Below are 17,488 nucleotides of genomic sequence, written 5' to 3'. Positions count from 1 at the left end.
CAGCAGCCACACATGCGTACACTTTTCATACGACTACTGATGCTGCCACTGCTGTTGGCATCGGCGCCACTGCTGGGGCAAGACATCCATTTTACCCAACTGTACGAATCGCCGTTTTTGCGCAATCCTTCGCTGGCGGGCATTTACAACGGGCAACTGCGGGCATCGGCTGTGTTTCGCAACCAGTGGCAAAGTGTAACGGTTCCGTACAAAACCATGGGTGCTGCGGTAGAATACAAGCTCAATGGTTTGTGTGAAGATGATTTAGAAAACATCAACCTGGGCATACAGGTAATGCGGGATGAAGCCGGCGACAGCAAACTGCAACGGACGCAGCTACAGGCAGCCATCAGCTACCGCCGCAAACTCAGCAACCAGCTCTACATCGCCGGCGGTTTTTTGGCCGGGCCTGTGAGTAGCAGCTTCGATCCTCGTGGTTTGAAATGGGACGATCAATTTGTCAATGGTGTGTTCGACCCCACACAACCAACACGGCAACCCATCATCAACTCCGGCAGAAATTATTTCGATTTGAGTGCCGGGCTTTCGCTCAATGGTGGTAACCAGTACGCATCTATGCAATGGTACACAGGTGTGGCGTTGCACCACATCAACAAACCATCCGTTGGCTTTGGTGCTGCCAACAGTATTGATAGCAAACTGCCCATGAAACTCACCCTGAGTGGCGGCTTGGCTACAGCCATCAATGATATGGATGACCGCATTATTTTTCATGCCGATGTAATTTGGCAGCAGCCACACAACGAAGTACTCATCAGTGCCCTGTATAAAAAATGGCTGTACAACGAAACCGGCGAAAGCGACCAGGGCGTAAGCCTTACCATGGGTGCCATTTATCGTTGGGCTGATGCCATTTGCCCCGTCATAAAACTCAACTTCAATCAGTGGAGTGTGGGGGCCAGTTATGATGCCAATATTTCAAAGCTCACCGTGGCTTCACAATTGCGGGGAGGCTTCGAATTTACTTTGCTCTACCGCATCATGGGTGGCGCCAGAGATTGCGTTCGTACGGGTTGCAAATTTGATTAGCGCTTCCAGGCATTAAACCACCAAGACACAAGGATTGCACGATGAACACAATGTCAATTAACTCGAAAATACTTTGTGCCCTTTGCGCCTTCTTCGAGTCTTCGTGGTCAAGTATTTACTGCAATGCCAGTCCTTTGTAATCTGGCACATGGCACAGTACTTTTTCAAACTGTACAAACTCATGCACTTCATGCAGGGTAAGCAACACCACAGATGACATACCGGCCCTTTCAGCGCTCTCCACTCCTTTGGGTGAATCTTCGTACACCACACAATGCTGTGGCGCCACCTGCAATGCCGCTGCACACTTGAGATAGGTTTCCGGGTCGGGCTTGCTTTGCTGCACATCATCGGCACTTACCAATACATCGAAATAGTGACGGATGTGCAAATTGTCCAACACAAAATCGATATTGAACATGATAGCAGCAGAACCAATGGCCATGCGGATTCCTTGCATTTTAGCGGCCTCCAGATAATCGCCCAAACCATCGAGCAACTTCAGCTGCGGTTTAAATGCGGCCTGATACGCTTCTTCTTTGGCATAGCTCATGGCTGTTTTTTCTGCAGCAGAAAAACGACCGGGGAAAATACGTTCAAGCAATTCATCATTCTTGCCATAACACTGCAGTTTTACCTCTGCAAGGCTCAGCGCTGCGCCATGCGAGCAAAGTATTTCATGCCATGCTTGTATATGATAATGCATGTCATCAATCATGGTACCGTTCAAATCGAACAGGTAAGCTTTGGTATTGCTGGCGTTCATAGTGGCGCAAAGAAAACAAGATGCAACCGCTCTACAAAACCACAACGCCTGCCATCAGAAGACAGCAGGCGTTGTTGCATGTATTCAATCTACGTAATTACCAGAGATAAGCATACAAGGCAGTAATGATGAGCAAAATGGCTACAATCATGACTGTGTGAATGGGCTGTACTTTGAACATGGCTTTATCCAGTACAAAGGCTTTTTGTTCGCCGCCTTTGCCTACCAGGCTCAGTACAATCATCACCAGCATGGTAAAGAAAAACGACCAGCCCATGTTGATTTGGAACGGAATTTCATAAGCCCCTTTACCATTCGGGAAAGCGGTGTACAGCAAGGTTTCTGTACCAAAAATATTGATGGCATAGCTGTTGAAGAATATTGCCAGCAAGAAACCGGTAAGCAAACCGGCCACGGCTGCAGTACCCGTAGTACGCTTCCAGAACATACCCAAAATAAACATGGCAAATACACCCGGACTAATGAAGCCGGTATATTTCTGAATGAAAGTAAAACCACCTTCGCCACCAATGCCCAACAGGTCTTTCCAGGTAAAGGCAATGGCCAATATCATAGCTACCAGCACCGTTAATCGGCCAACCCAAACCTGTTTGTTTTCATCCGCTTCTTTGTTCAGGTATTTCTTGTACACATCTAATGTAAAGATGGTAGAAATACTGTTGAGCTTACCCGCCAATGAGGCAACGATGGCTGCGGTTAAAGCCGCTACAGACAAGCCTTTCAGGCCTTCGGGCAAAAAGGCCAGCACAGAAGAATAGGCTGTGTCTTTTACACCATTAAAACCTTCGAGGCCGCCATTGCGATGCAACACATACGCTGCAATACCGGGCAACATCACGATGATGGGCATCATCAGTTTGAGGAAGGCGGCAAACAAAATACCCGTACGGGCAGTTTTTAAATCTGCCCCCAAAGCACGTTGGGTAATGTACTGGTTACAACCCCAGTAATTGAGGTTTACAATCCACTGTCCGGCAAAGTACATGGTGATGCCAGGCAGCAGCAGGTATTTGTTGATATAGTTTTGTGAAGCAGCATCGCCGGCAAGTGCCGCAGATACGGTGCCGGAATCTGGCTTCGACAAAATCATCTTGAAGTGATCGGGTGAATCTTTGAACAACATTTTCAAACCGGCAATGGCATCATGACCCAAACCAAATGATTCACTCACTTTGGTAAGTGCCAGATATGTAGTAGCCAAACCACCCAGAATAAGAACACCAACCTGCAACACATCGGTAAAGCCAATCACCTTCATGCCACCAAGCGTAATGATGAGGCCCATTACAGCCAGTGCTATCATGATGAAATGCAAGTACTCACCACCCGCCAATCCATTGATGGCCACTGCACCGAGATACAAGATGGATGTAAGATTGACAAACACATACAAGAACAACCAAAACACCGCCATAATCAGCGCCACAGATTCATTGTACCGTGTTTTCAAAAACTGCGGCATGGTGTAAATCTTGTTTTTGAGATACACCGGCATAAACCAAACCGCAATGATGATAAGGGCAATAGCGGCTATCCATTCGTAAGCAGCCACCGCTGTACCTACAAAAAAGCCATCACCACTCATGCCAATAAATTGCTCCGCAGAAATATTGGAGGCAATGAGTGAAGCTCCAATGGCCCACCAGGTAAGCGAACCTTCTGCCAGAAAGAAATCATGCGTAGCAGAAGTTTCTTGTTTTTTCTTCTTGCGATAAATCATGTATCCATAGGCAGCCAGCAACACGAAGTAGATGCCGAACACTATGAAGTCAGTCATCACTAATTTGTTATTCATAATCGTTGTAAAGGAAAGTGAGAAAAAAGTGAACCACCAATGTTAGGGAAAATACCTTGCACAGATGGTTCTTTTAAAGGGGTTATTTGTAATACACTTCGCTCCAGCGCAGTTCGTTTTTCAATTGATAGAGATCGGTGTTTTTACCAATGCGTACATACTCAATGCCGGCAATGTCTGCAAAGTCTTCCATGTGCTCGGCCGTGAGGTTTTGGCTGTAGCAGGTGTGGTGTGCACCGCCTGCCAATATCCAGGCAGCACAGCCATCGTGCATGTTGGGATAAGGCTTCCACAACACACGGGCCACAGGCAACTTAGGCAGTTCTGCAATCGGGACAATGGCTTCCACTTCATTTACCAACAAACGGAAACGATTGCCCATGTCTACAACCGATGCATTGATAGCCGGGCCAGCTGCACTATTAAATACCAGGCGAACAGGATCTTCTTTTCCTCCAATACCCAACGGATGAATTTCTACATTGGGTGTATGGCTGGCAATGCTCTCACAAATTTCCAGCATATGTGAGCCCAGTACCAACGGATTGGCCGGGTCAAAATGATAGGTATAATCTTCCATAAAACTATTGCCACCGGGCATGCCCTGGCCCATCACTTTCATGGCCCGTACAAGAGCTGCGGTTTTCCAATCGCCTTCGCCGGCAAAGCCGTACCCCTTTCCCATCATGCGTTGTGAAGCTATACCTGGCAATTGTTTCATGCCATGCAAATCTTCAAACGTATCACTATAGCCTTTGTAATTACCATCTTTCAAAAAGTATTCGAGACCCAATTCAATTCGGGCGGCATCCCGCAACGATGCATATTGCGACCCTTCTTTTTTGAGGCTGGCCATTACGGTGTAGGTATCAAAATATTCCTGCACCAGTGTATCTACATCAGCATCGCTTACTGCATCAATCACTTTTACGAGGTCGCCAATGCCGTGAGTATTTACACTAAAACCAAACTGCATTTCTGCTTCCACTTTGTCGCCATCTGTTACGGCCACATACCGCATGTTGTCGCCAAAGCGAACAAAACGGGCACCCTGCCAATCGTTCCAACCCGCAGCAGCTCTGGCCCACGCATTGATTTTAGCAATCACCACCGGGTCTTGCCAATGGCCTACCACTACTTTACGATTCAGGCGCATACGGCTCATGATAAAACCAAATTCACGGTCGCCGTGTGCACTCTGGTTCAGGTTCATAAAGTCCATATCAATTTCACCCCACGGAATATCGCGGTTGAATTGGGTATGCAAATGCAAGAGTGGCTTGTGCAAAATCTTGAGGCCGCGAATCCACATTTTGGCCGGCGAAAAAGTATGCATCCACGCAATGAGACCGATACACTTCGACGAAGCATTCGCTTCGGCGCAAATGGCATAAATCTCTTCTGGTGATTTTACAGTTGGTTTAAACACCACACTCACAGGTATATCTGCGGCATGCAGCGAAGCGGCAATCTCCTGCGAGTGGGCAGCTACCTGACGCAGGGTTTGCTCGCCATATAAATCCTGGCTTCCTGTTACGAACCAAACTTCTAATTGTTTTAAATCTGTCATAGTTGAAGGAATAAAAAAGTGAACGACTTATTTTGGTTGGCTGTTCGCCAAAGTTTGTTGCGTAATAATTTGTACATCGGCAATTTGCTCGGGCAGCCACAACATCATTTCGCCTTTGCCCCTGTTGGCCCACGCATAGTAAGGAATGGCTACAAAAGGCTGTGTAACGGTCTGCACATTGCTGCCGTGTATCTGTAAGGCATTCGCTGAACTTTTCAACAGCATTACACCATTGAGCATGGCTGGTGCCCAGCTACTGGTAAACGATGCTTGTGCCGGCAATATCAAATTGGCAGCACGACCATTGTTATCTGCCCATTCGGCACAGTACATCAAAGGCCCACGTTGCAAGGCTACCTTGCCCGCATTTTCTGTCAGCTTACTGTTAGCGGCTACCCGCTGTACATCCATGGGTAATTTCAAAGTAACTACATCACCTTTTTTCCAGTTGCGTTGTAATACTGCATATCCTTTTTCCATGCTAAGTGGCACCGCAGTACCATTCACAAAAAGCTGCACCGGCGCAGTATTGGCTGGCACAAAACGATACAAATCGGATGGAATGGCTACTTGCTGTGCCCAGCCGGGGATGCGCACTTTCAACGCAAAATTGAGTTCCCCTTTAGCAGGTGTAATCACAAATTGCAAATCGCCATCCCAGGGGTAATTGTTTTTTTGCTCAATGCTCACCTGCTTTGTATTGATGCTGAGTGAAGCCATGCTGTTGATGAACAAATTGACATACACATCACAGCCACGTTGTGCATACATATATCCCGGCACTGAAGGCAGCAAACGGGTCATGTTGGTAGGGCAGCAACTGCATTCGAACCAACCGGCACGTTCTCTTTCCAGTGCTGGGTGATTAAAGCTGTTGGTCACCTGCATGGCATTGGTGTAGAAAAAGATTTGCCATCAAGTCCAACACCAGAAATCAAACCGTTGTACAGAATTTTTTCCAGCACATCCATGTACTTAGCATCACCATGCAATTGAAACATGCGTTGGTTCCAATATACATTGGCAATGGCTGCACAGGTTTCGTTGTAAGCCGTGCCATTGGGCAGTTCATAATTGTTGCCGTAGCGTTCGCCACTCGACACTGCTCCTGCACCACCTTGCACATACAATTTCTTACTCACCAAATTTTGCCAGATGCTGTCGACTGCATGTAGCAACAAACTATCGCCGGTGAGTGCAGCAACATCGGCTACAGCGGCGTATAAATAACCAGCTCGTACGGCATGGCCAATGGCTTCACGCTGCTGTGTTACAGGCAAATGATCTTGCCAGTACGCACCATTGCGCCAAGGGTCGTTGCTCTTTGCATCATAGCCTTTGTAGTGGCCTCTTTCTTCAATAAAAAAACGGGCTGTTTCTAAATAGGCTTTATTGCCCGTAATGCGATAGAGTTTCACCAATCCCATTTCCACTACCTGATGGCCGGGGGCAACATGCAGTTTGTCCTTACCAAAAACCTGACAAACGAGATCCGCATTTTTTAATGCAATGTTGAGCAGATTTTTTTTGCCTGTTGCTGCAAAATGCGCTGCGGCAGCTTCATACAAATGACCACTGTTGTACAACTCATGGCTGAGCTCTCTTTCTTTTTCCCAACGGTTGGGGCCAGCCCAGGCATGCGGTTGTGCCGGATTGATGGTGCGGGCCGTGTACAAATATCCATCCGCTTCCTGCGCCTTACTCACTTTGTCAATCAGCGTATCAATGTAGGCTTCCAGTTGTTTATCCGGAAACAAACTCAGCGAAAAAGAAGCGCCTTCAATGGTTTTGTAAATGTCTGTATCATCAAACGGAAACGTAGTGCAAAACTTACCCGATTGTGCCGCGGCCATTTCGAAGTTGCGAACACGGCCCGTGCTTTCACATCGTTCAAAAGAAGCCGGAATGGTAACGGTATGATTGACTTTGATGCGGGGCAACCAAAACTGATCACTCAGCTGTATTTGTGTAAACGGAACAGCAGTATAGGGATAATCCCGCTGCTGCGCAAAAGTCGTCACACTCATGGCTACACATAAGAAGCTGAGCTGACAACGACGCTGAATCTGTTTAACACGCATACATTCCGTTTTACTAATGCTATTGATTACTGACCGTAGTAACTATCTGGTCCGTGCTTGCGTTCATAGTGTTTCCTAATCAACGCATCTTTTAACCGCGGCGCTTTCGGATTGATTTGTTCGGTGAGCAATGCCATTTGTGCCACCTGCTCCAGCACGGCACTATTGTGCACGGCTTTCGCAGCATTTTTGCCCCAGGTAAATGGTGCATGATTACCCACCAATACCATTTCTACCTCTTCGTAGCTAAGGCCTTTGGCTGCAAAGCAATTCATGATTTGAAAACCGGTTTCGTGTTCATAATTGCCTTGTATCATTTCATCACTCATGGGTGGTGCACAAGGGATATCGACGGTGTTGTAATCGGCATGCGTGGTACCAAAAATGGGTATATCCCGCTGCGACTGTGCCCACGATGTAGCATAGGTAGAATGTGTATGCACAATGCCGCCAATTTTTTCCCAATGCTTGTACAACACAGCATGGGTCAATGTATCAGAAGAAGGACGCAAATCGCCTTCCACCGTTTTACCTTCAAAATCGACGATCACCATTTTGCCGGGTGTCAAATCTTCATAGGCTACACCACTGGGTTTTATGGCGAACACACCAAGGCTGCGATCGGCAGCACTCACATTTCCAAAAGTAAACAGCACCAGACCCAGCTTGGGCAACTGCATGTTGGCTTCATAAGCCTCTTGTTGTATGTGTTGATACTTACTCATTGAAAAAATCATTTACCACGAAGACACAAAGAAGGCACCGAGTCCACTCACTGTTGTGTCAAGTGCAGGATGTTGAATTAATTAATGTATAATCTGCGCCTCCATAAACGCACCTACTTTTTTATACTGTTCGTAGCGTTGCTGATACAGTGCCACTTTTGCTGCATCAGGTTCGTACACCGTATCAAAACCTTGTCCCATGGCCTGCATGGCATCTTCTACTTTGTTGTAAATACCAGCGGCCGTTGCGGCAAACATGGCAGCACCCAATGCACAGGTTTGCTCGGAGCGGTGAATACGAATGGGCATGTTCATTACATCGGCCATCATTTGCATCACGAAAGGCGATTTACGAGCCACACCACCTAAACCAATCAATCCTTTTACGGGAATACCTTGCTCCTGAAAACGTTCTACAATAGCTTTGGCACCAAAGCAGGTAGACTCCACTACTGCCCGAAACAGGTGCACCGCATCGCTACCTAAATCCAGACCCGTTATAGAAGCAGTGAGCAACTGGTTGGCATCGGGCGTTCTGCGGCCGTTGAACCAGTCTACTGCCAACTCACTGTGCACAGTCACTTCTATTTTTTCAGCGGCTTTGCTCAGCGCAGGTATAATGGCATTTTCCGTTTCCTGAATGAGTTGCTGTTTGGTAGCTTCATCCAGCAAATTCGAATTGGCCACCAATGTTTGCAGCGGCCAGCTAATCAATCTTTTGAACCATGCATACGCATCGCCAAATGCAGACTGACCTGCTTCCAAACCAATCATACCGGGTATAACAGAACCGGGCACTTGCCCGCAAATGCCTTTCACCAATTTACCGGCTACCTCATTGGCTGGCGCTACCATCATATCGCAGGTAGATGTGCCCATTACTTTGCTCAGGTGATACGGTTCTATTTGTCCGCCAACAGCACCCATGTGAGCATCGTAAGCGCCTACACCTATTACCACTGTTTCGGGTAAGCCCAATCGTTGTGCCCATTCTTTACTAATGATGCCTGCTGCTTCGTTGGAGGCGTATGTGTCTTTGAACAACCTTGTAGTGATACCGTCCAATACCGGATCGAGTGTTGCAAAGAATTCATTGGGGGGTAAACCATCCCATTCTTTCGCCCACAAAATTTTATGGCCTGCAGCACACACGCTGCGTTTCATTTGATGCACGTCATTGCCACCTGTAAGCAAGAAAGGAATCCAATCGCAATGCTCTACAAATGAATAAATGTTGTTGCGAACGGCTTCATCGGCACGAAGTACATGTAAGAGCTTGGCCCAAAACCATTCGCTGGAATAAATACCGCCCACAAACTGCAGGTAATTGGTTTCAAATTTTTCGGTATGAGCATTTATTTCCGCAGCTTCACCTACACCTGTGTGGTCTTTCCACAGTACAAACATGGCATTGGGATTTTCTTCAAAACCCGGCAACATAGCCAGTGGTGTACCATGCTTATCGGTAGCCACTGGTGTAGAACCGGTGGTATCAACCGACAATGCTTTGATGTTGGCCGCTACTGATGCACCAACTTTTGCTACGCAATTTTTAATGGTCGTTTCCAATCCTTCTACATAATCCAACGGATGCTGGCGAAACTGATTTGCCTGCATGTTGCAGTACAATTGCTTTTGCCATCTTGGATAATAAAAAACATCGGCCGCCAGTTCTTCACCGGTCTTTGCATTTACGATGATGGTTCGAACAGAATCTGAACCATAATCAACGCCTATCACATACGACACTTCGCTATTCATGTTGGTCATTTTATCGGCACTACTATTGCAGCGTAATTTTATACTTCGTTACTGTGTGGTATTTTTCTCCCGGCTTCAAGAGTGTTGAAGGAAATTCAGGCTTGTTGGGTGAATCGGGGAAATGCTGTGTTTCCAGGCAAAGTGCCGCATGCTGTTGAATCGGCTGTCCACTGCTGGTTTTAATACTACCATCCAAAAAATTACCACTGTAAAATTGCAAACCGGGTTCAGTGGTGTACACTTCCAATTTGCGGCCGCTGATGCTGTCGCTCAAAGTAGCTACCAGTTCCAAGTCTGCACTGGTGCGGTTCAGCACAAAGTTGTGATCATAGCCACCGGGCACTTGTGCAATTCGTTCACCAATCTGGTGGGGTTGTAAAAAATCAAACGGACCATCTTTCACCGCCTTCAATTCGCCTGTGGGAATAAGGCCTGCATCAACAGGTGTGTACTTATCTGCATGCACTTGCAACTGATGGCTAAGTATAGTGTTGGCTACATCACCGGTAAGGTTGAAGTAACTATGATTGGTCAGATTCACCGGCGTTGTTTTGTCGGTCTCTGCACTGTATTCCATCAGCAATTCGTCGGCATCAGTTAAGGTGTACACCACGGTGATAGACAAGTTGCCGGGATATCCTTCTTCTCCATCTTTACTCAAATACGTAAGCGTTAGTGATGCTGTACTATCCGAAGGCTGTGCATCCCACACTACTTTATCATATCCCTTGTTGCCACCATGCAGGTGTTGCTTGCCATCGTTGGCAGCCAGTTGATAAGTGGCAGTATCAATTTTGAAAGTGGCATTGCCAATCCGATTGCCATAGCGGCCAATGATGGCACCGAAGTAAGGAGGCTTTGCCAGATAACCACTCAGGCTATCAAAACCGAGTACCACATTGCTTTTGTTGCCCTTTTTATCGGCAGTAATCCACGATGTAACAATGCCGCCGTAATTGGTGATTTTCACCTCTACCCCATTTTTATTAGTAAGCGTATACAGCTTTACTTCTTTGCCATCTACAGTACCCCAATTGATGCTGCTAACAGCCTTGCTGGTTGTGGTTTCTGTAGTAGGCTCAGTAGCAGATTGGCAAGCGGCCAACATCAACACGAGGCCAAGCATCCAGGAGATTTTTTTCATAGCATGTTTCGTTTTCAGTAGGGAGATGTGTAATTATTTTTTTAGCGCAATGCGCAGCAATACAAAAGAATAAGGTTTCGCTTCGTAGGTAAATGTTTTGCTCTTGCACAAAACGGCAGTCTGCACAGGCACAATATTATCCGGCTGATCAAAACTGTTGGCCGCCATCAAATCGGGATGCTGCAACAATGTTTGCTGCACCACTTTTCCCTGCATTTTTACACCGGCAATGTCTATGGGCAGCGTTTGAGTTGTAGCCGATACGTTTGCGATTTTTATCAGCAGCTCTTGTGTATTGGCATCAACTACAGCGCTGGCATACAAGCTGTCTTTACCAGCCATTACTGCGCCATTGCGACTGATGGCTACGGCATGTGTGCCCTTGTTGAGTGCATACAATTTTTGCACCTGATAGCTGGCACTGCCAATCACTTGCTGGTTGTTTACCCAAATCAAATCGGGGTTCCATTGCCAGCCTTCCACGTGTGCAAACAGCGGTGCATACGAAGCCATTTGCACTACATCAGCATTGCGTTCTAAACCAGTCAGAAAAGCAGCTTCACTCAATGCCGCCTGCCAGTTGTTTCTTTTTTCTGCGGTCTGTTTGCTGTCGCTGTGTGCCGCATACTCACCGGCAAATACTTTTGAACCGTTTCTGGTGTAAGCATCGTAGCGGGATGCATTGCTTAAAAACCAATCCGGCTTGCGGTAGTAATGTTCATCTACAAAATCAACCTGCATGGCCCGCAATGACTGATTGAGAAAATCGAAGCGTTCTCCTAAAGGATCGGTGCCAGAACTCGCAATGATTTGAATACCGGGATACTTGCTGCGAATGGCCTTGGTAAATGCCTGCAACCGTTCTACATATTGTGGTCCCCAGTTTTCATTACCTATGCCAATCATTGTAAGATTGAATGGCGCTGCATGCCCCATGGCGGCCCGCTTTTTACCCCAAACAGTGTTGGTATCACCATTAGCAAATTCAACCAAATCCAATGCATCCTGTATGTAAGGATCGAGTTGATCCATAGGTACCAGTTCTGCTGAATTGAACTGGCAAGCCATGCCACAATTTAAAATGGGCAATGGCTTGGCGCCAATGTCTTCAGCCAGTTGAAAATATTCGAAGAAACCCAGGCCAAACGTTTGAAAATAATCGGGTGCCGGGCGATGTGCAAACTCAACGTTCCAGCGGTTCATGATGAGCTGGCGTTCTTCGATGGGGCCAATCGTTTTTTTCCATTGATAACGATTGTTCAAGTCAAATCCTTCTACAATACAACCGCCGGGAAAACGAATAAAACCAGGCTTCATATCGGCCAGCAGCTGTATCATATCAGCCCGCATGCCTCCCGGTCTTTTTTTCCAGGTGTCTTCCGGAAACAGCGAAATCATATCCAAATCAATACTGCCCCTGCCTGTAAACGTTATTCTGAATTTTGCTTTGGCATTTGTAGCTGTGGCGGTAAAACTGGCGGTAAACTTCGACCACTTTCCGGCAGATACAGCAGGCTGTATAATTGCACCGCCGAGTGTTTTGCCAAGTGTATCAATCAATTCCAGCTGCATGCGTATATCCGTTTGGTTATCGGCATGTTGATAGAGGCAACTGAAATCATACCGTAAATCTTTTTTTACAGCCATACCCCGGAAACCCTCGTTCGTCATGCTTAGTACACTACCGGCAACATCTGTAGCCTGCACCCGAATAAAACGCGGATTGTTGGTATTGGCTTGTTGACGGTTCTGCACGGTAATTGCTCCCTCTCTGAATGGCTTGTTGTCCAGCTTCCAACCCATGAGTGGCTTCTGAAATTCGAAGGAGCGGTTCTTGATCATTTCTGCATAAATACCGCCATCGGCTCCCATATTGATGTCTTCAAAAAACACGCCCCACATGTTGGGCGAAATACTGGCAGTTTTAATAGCCGGATTTACCACAATGGGTTGAGCCATCAATGGTACACTGAAACAGCAAAGCAATCCGGTTACAATCTGTACTAATCTGTTGTGCATGATTATTCATTTACTGCCAGCACCACTACAGATAATGGCGGCATGGTTACTTCCAAACTGTTTCCATTCAACCTGGCGCCATTGAAAGCAGCAGGTTGAATACGGTTCGGCGCATCAAAATCATTATAGGTTTGCAGTGAAGCTGCAGTCAGTATCTGACCGCTTACTTTCTTGTACGTTGCGCCGTCTACATTCAATTTTACGGTGTTGCTTTTAGTGGCATCAATGTTCACCAATGAAATATGCGTTACACCAGCTTTATTTTTTGATGCACTGATGGAAATAGCAGGCAATTGCGCCGCACCTAATGTATAGTTGGTTGCTGTTTGTGCCTGTACGGGTATGAGTGTTGCATCCTGATGCACATTGTACATCTGCATTACATGATAAGTAGGCGTCAAAATCATTTTGGCACCCTTGGTTAAAATCACTGCCTGCAACACGTTTACTGTTTGTGCCAGGTTGGCCATACGTACCCGGTCTGCATGGTTATTGAAAATATTGAGCGTAGCACCTGCAATCATGGCATCACGCATGGTGTTTTGCTGATACAAAAAACCAGGATTGGTGCCGGGTTCTACATCATACCAACCACCCCATTCATCTACCAGCATCGCCACTTTTTTCTTCGGATCATATTTATCCATCACCGCAGCATGCTTGGTCACCAGCTCTTCCATATACAAAGCCGATTTCATGGTATTGAAATAATCTGCCTCTGTAAACTGCGTGGCTGAGCCTTTCTTGTTCCAATTGATAACAGCGTAATGATGTACGCCTACACCTTCCAGCATGTGGTGCGGAATATCCCGCATCATCACTTCCGTCCAATGGTAGTTATCGCCATTGGCACCCGATGCAACACGGAAAATTTTATCATCATTATTCCAGCTACTCATGAAGGTGGCGTACTGCTTGTAAATGTTTGCATAGTATTCCGGTGTCATATTGCCACCACAACCCCACACTTCATTACCAACGCCCCAATATTTTACACTCCAGGGTTTTTCTCTTCCGTTTTGTGCCCGCCATTTACTCATGGGCGATGCATTGGCCGGGGCACTTACATATTGCACCCAATCAGACAATTCTTGCACTGTACCACTGCCCACATTGCCCGCCAGATATGGCTCAGCACCAATGCGTTCGCAGAGGTTGAGAAAATCATGCGTACCGAAGCTGTTGTCTTCAGTAACACCTCCCCACCAACGGTTGACGATTGACGGACGATTGGCTTTTGGCCCCACACCATCTTTCCAATGATAGGTATCGGCAAAGCAACCGCCGGGCCAGCGCAGGTTGGGCACTTTCAGTTGTTGTAAAGCCGCAATGATGTCGTTGCGAACACCATCTGTGTTGGGTATTACCTTATTGGTATCACCCACGTAAATACCATCGTAAATACAACGGCCCAGGTGCTCTGCAAAATGACCGTAAATGTGGCGGCTAATGGTAGTGGTGGCTTTGGCAGGTTGCAGCAAAACCTGATGCTGCGCAATGGCAGCGCTGCCCGAAAGAAAGGCAACAGCAACCGTGAATACTAGTTTTTTCATGTGGTTGGCGCTTAGCAATGCATTGGTTGAAAATCGCCATCATGTACAACCTTCCGATACCTTTGCTAAATAAACATTGTTATGACCGGCCAAAGGAATGCTGTGCCTGATTGCCTTTCGAAAGTAACAGTTCTCTTTTAATTGTCAAAACAACAATTATTATTTATTTTAGCACACACGAATGGCTGTAGCAACAGCTGTTCTATCAACGAAGAATACCAACGATTTATGCCTGCTTATCCCCAAGTATCTACTTATCATGTGGCCATCGACTGTATTGTTTTTGGCTTTGATGGTCAGCAAATGCAACTGCTGCTCATTAAAAGGGGCCTAGAACCCATGAAGGGCAAGTGGAGTTTGATGGGTGGCTTTGTACAACCCGATGAAAGCACCGACGATGCTGCCAACCGGGTACTGAAGCAACTCACCGGCCTGGAAGGCATTTACCTGGAACAGCTGCACAGCTTTTCGGCGCCAGACCGCGACCCGTTTGCACGTACCATTTCCATTGCCTATACTGCCCTCATTGATATCAAGCAATATCAACAGCAGTTGACAGATGATTATCAGGCAGCCTGGTTTTCAATGAAAGAAATCCCTTCCTTAATATTCGACCACAATCAAATGGTGAAAATGGCCCGCCAGCGTTTACGCTATAAAGCGGCCAGCCATCCGGTGTTGTTTGAATTGCTGCCGCAAAAGTTCACCTTACCGGTGCTACAAAATCTGTTTGAAGATGTGTACGAAACCGAATTTGACAAAGGCAATTTTTCCCGCAAAATGCTCTCTACCGGATTACTGCTTAAGCAAACCGACAAAGACAAAACGGGTTCAAAAAAAGGCGCATTCTATTACAAGCTGGACAAGAAACACTACAAGAAAAATTTCCATCAACTGCTGCGCATTGTACCCAATGCACATGAATTGATTTAACGATTAGCGTTGTAGAGTAATCTTTTGTTGACCTGCGGCATTGGCGTTCTTCAGCAGCATATTGGCTGTACTACCATCCCGGCTGAATGTCCATTTACTGATGGGTAGCAATTCCTCATCACTCCAATCATCGCCACTTTTCTTCCACAACAATAGCGATACCATCCAGCTCCCATCATCACCAGCAGGTATTTGTGCAGCAGCATTGATGACCGAACTGTTATTTGCCTGCGGATGCATTCCCACCGCTTGCCGCACTTCCAGATTGGCCCAACCTTGCACATTTACCCATGCCAACTGATACACCCCATTATCAATAATGAGCACCTCATGCCCTTTTACTTTTCTGCGGGTTTCAGTAATCTTTTTGCCGGCCATCTGCGGCAATGCGTAATGCCCCAGTCTAATGTTGGTCATTGTATCTGTGCTGATAAAATCGGCACGTAAAATACCATTGGGCAAAGGCATATCTGTAAGTTGGAAACGGGTACGGTTATGTGTTTCCTGCACTGCAGTGCGGTAATACATGCCTTCTTTAAACTGCTGATAGGTAAACAATCGCAAAGGCTCCCATTCCTCTTTGGCATTTCTGATTACATAGTTCATGGCCACAGTTCCATTGCTGCTATCGGCCTGCCAAGGGAAAGCGCTGTTGTACGACAAACGGTTATAGTTTTCGCTGGCACGGAATGGTTCATTGGCGCCAATGGCTTTTACATGGCACCATGCCCTTACTTCAGATGCGCCAATATTGGTATAGTTCGTCACCAATATATGAGCGGTATCCTGCAACTGGTTGTACACCTGATTGGGCTTGAAAGTATTTTCCCATGCACCTTCATTTTCTTTTGCCGTCCAAAAAGGATTATCATCAGGAATGAGCAATGCAAAAAAAGCTTTACCCATCCAATACACACTTCCGCGGCAACTGTACGGCTGCACTGCCGGTTCAAACGCACCATAAAAACCAAGCGTTGGTACTTCATCTTTTAGAAATTCAGGATGCTGCAAAAACTGCAACATCACACCAGAGCTTATTCTGCGCATCCAACCATAATTGATAGATGGATCTTTCAGATAGCCCATCAATGGCATGGGTATCATGGAAGCAATGCGATAACTGATACTTCTCCCCCACATAATCATTTCGCCATTGCGGCTAAACATATTGGGGTACGTGTTTTTTAAATCGGAGAAGTGGGCTATGAATTGCTTTGCATAAGCAGGATAATATTTTTTTCCCAAATATTCCGACCACAGCATACCATACATCTGAAACGCCCACATGCTATAATAATCGTAAGCCGGATTATCATTGTACCAGCCATCGCCGCGGTAATGTGCCAATGATTTATCGAGGTATTCCAGCAGTAATTTTTCGTTGACAGCATAGCCTTTGTCTTTGAAAAAACTCAACACAAAAATGTTGAAGAACTTCCAGTTGCTGGGCACTGTAGGACCATCGGCATAGCTAAGCATGGTGGCGGCCAAAGCATTTTTGGTAGCAGGCGCAAGTGGCTCCCACAACACTTCCGGCGCTACAACCAGCGACATAGACAATGCGCCAAACTCTACCAAATTTTGATGTGGACCACCGTTGATTGCCCTGTGCTTTATGAATGTTGCGGCATTCGAATCGACCAGCAATGCAATTTGATGGCGGTAATAATCAGCAACCGAAATACCATTTAACGACAGTGAAGGATTGTCTTTGAGTAATGGCGCAGCAATAAACAAAGTGCGGCACAAGCCTTCCAATTTTTCTGTTGGCACTTGTGCAGGTGTACGAGGATAACTCTTACCTGGCTGCTTTGGAAACTGCATCGGATCATCCAGCGAATGAACATAACTGAAGGCGCCTTTCAACAAGTACATGGCTGCATCTTTCCAGTGCTTCTTTGTCATGCCTGTATGAGGACTCACTTTAAAATCGGGATTGGTCACTGTAAATACATTTGACTGCGCCACAGCCACATTCACCAAGAGTATACCTGCCATCATAGTGATAGCAATAGTTACATACTTATTTTTAATACCAGTTTTCATATCGCATTCTTTATTCAATCCTCA

Annotated in this window: 13 protein-coding genes; 2 read left to right on the top strand and 11 right to left on the bottom strand. The window is 46.4% G+C overall.

Annotated features, from left to right (window positions below; genetic code table 11):
* Nucleotides 1-12: 12 nt before the first annotated feature.
* Complete coding sequence (locus tag GLV81_RS05160; protein ID WP_157477446.1) at nucleotides 13-1,050, top strand: PorP/SprF family type IX secretion system membrane protein; 1,038 nt, start codon at nucleotides 13-15, stop codon at nucleotides 1,048-1,050.
* 115 nt (nucleotides 1,051-1,165) lie between these two features.
* Here GLV81_RS05160 and GLV81_RS05155 read toward each other — a convergent pair whose 3' ends face one another.
* From GLV81_RS05155 to GLV81_RS05115, 10 genes are all read right to left on the bottom strand, one after another.
* Entirely contained in the window at nucleotides 1,166-1,816 is a 651-nt protein-coding gene (locus tag GLV81_RS05155; RefSeq protein WP_157477444.1) for an HAD family hydrolase, read from the bottom strand.
* 97 nt (nucleotides 1,817-1,913) lie between these two features.
* Complete coding sequence (locus GLV81_RS05150) at nucleotides 1,914-3,632, bottom strand: sodium:solute symporter family transporter (RefSeq protein WP_157477442.1); 1,719 nt, start codon at nucleotides 3,630-3,632, stop codon at nucleotides 1,914-1,916.
* A gap of 82 nt (nucleotides 3,633-3,714) precedes the next feature.
* Nucleotides 3,715-5,202: an L-arabinose isomerase gene (gene araA, locus GLV81_RS05145; protein WP_157477440.1), complete on the bottom strand. Its 1,488-nt coding sequence runs from the start codon at nucleotides 5,200-5,202 to the stop codon at nucleotides 3,715-3,717.
* A 27-nt stretch (nucleotides 5,203-5,229) separates the two neighbouring features.
* Nucleotides 5,230-6,090 (bottom strand): glycoside hydrolase family 127 protein, encoded by an 861-nt coding sequence (locus tag GLV81_RS21545; protein ID WP_343030586.1) that lies wholly within the window; start codon nucleotides 6,088-6,090, stop codon nucleotides 5,230-5,232.
* Nucleotides 6,081-7,283 carry a glycoside hydrolase family 127 protein gene (locus GLV81_RS21540; RefSeq protein WP_343030584.1) on the bottom strand — a complete coding sequence of 401 codons (1,203 nt, stop codon included), beginning with the start codon at nucleotides 7,281-7,283 and terminating at the stop codon, nucleotides 6,081-6,083. The genes GLV81_RS21545 and GLV81_RS21540 overlap by 10 nt, the downstream gene beginning before the upstream one ends.
* Before the next feature lie 26 nt (nucleotides 7,284-7,309).
* Nucleotides 7,310-8,008, bottom strand: coding sequence for an L-ribulose-5-phosphate 4-epimerase (locus GLV81_RS05135; RefSeq protein WP_157477438.1), 699 nt, complete (start codon nucleotides 8,006-8,008; stop codon nucleotides 7,310-7,312).
* Nucleotides 8,009-8,089: 81 nt separating this feature from the next.
* The gene (locus GLV81_RS05130; protein WP_157477436.1) at nucleotides 8,090-9,769 is read right to left on the bottom strand and encodes a ribulokinase; all 1,680 of its coding nucleotides are present in this window, start codon (nucleotides 9,767-9,769) and stop codon (nucleotides 8,090-8,092) included.
* Between the two features lie 22 nt (nucleotides 9,770-9,791).
* Complete coding sequence (locus GLV81_RS05125) at nucleotides 9,792-10,913, bottom strand: aldose epimerase family protein (protein ID WP_157477434.1); 1,122 nt, start codon at nucleotides 10,911-10,913, stop codon at nucleotides 9,792-9,794.
* A gap of 33 nt (nucleotides 10,914-10,946) precedes the next feature.
* The gene (locus tag GLV81_RS05120) at nucleotides 10,947-12,932 is read right to left on the bottom strand and encodes an alpha-L-arabinofuranosidase C-terminal domain-containing protein (protein WP_157477432.1); all 1,986 of its coding nucleotides are present in this window, start codon (nucleotides 12,930-12,932) and stop codon (nucleotides 10,947-10,949) included.
* A gap of 2 nt (nucleotides 12,933-12,934) precedes the next feature.
* Nucleotides 12,935-14,485, bottom strand: a complete 1,551-nt coding sequence (locus GLV81_RS05115; RefSeq protein WP_157477430.1) for an alpha-N-arabinofuranosidase — start codon at nucleotides 14,483-14,485, stop codon at nucleotides 12,935-12,937.
* A gap of 228 nt (nucleotides 14,486-14,713) precedes the next feature.
* Between GLV81_RS05115 and GLV81_RS05110 the strand changes: the two genes are divergently transcribed.
* On the top strand, nucleotides 14,714-15,418 hold the full coding sequence (locus GLV81_RS05110) for an NUDIX hydrolase (protein WP_157477428.1): 705 nt from the start codon (nucleotides 14,714-14,716) through the stop codon (nucleotides 15,416-15,418).
* Nucleotides 15,419-15,421: 3 nt separating this feature from the next.
* Here the strand turns inward: GLV81_RS05110 and GLV81_RS05105 are convergent, their stop codons facing one another.
* Complete coding sequence (locus GLV81_RS05105) at nucleotides 15,422-17,464, bottom strand: DUF2264 domain-containing protein (RefSeq protein WP_157477426.1); 2,043 nt, start codon at nucleotides 17,462-17,464, stop codon at nucleotides 15,422-15,424.
* Nucleotides 17,465-17,488 lie beyond the last annotated feature (24 nt).

The organism is Phnomibacter ginsenosidimutans, from assembly GCF_009740285.1.
GTDB classification, from domain to species: Bacteria; Bacteroidota; Bacteroidia; order Chitinophagales; family Chitinophagaceae; genus Phnomibacter; species Phnomibacter ginsenosidimutans.
This window is presented reverse-complemented; position numbering and strand designations above follow the sequence as displayed.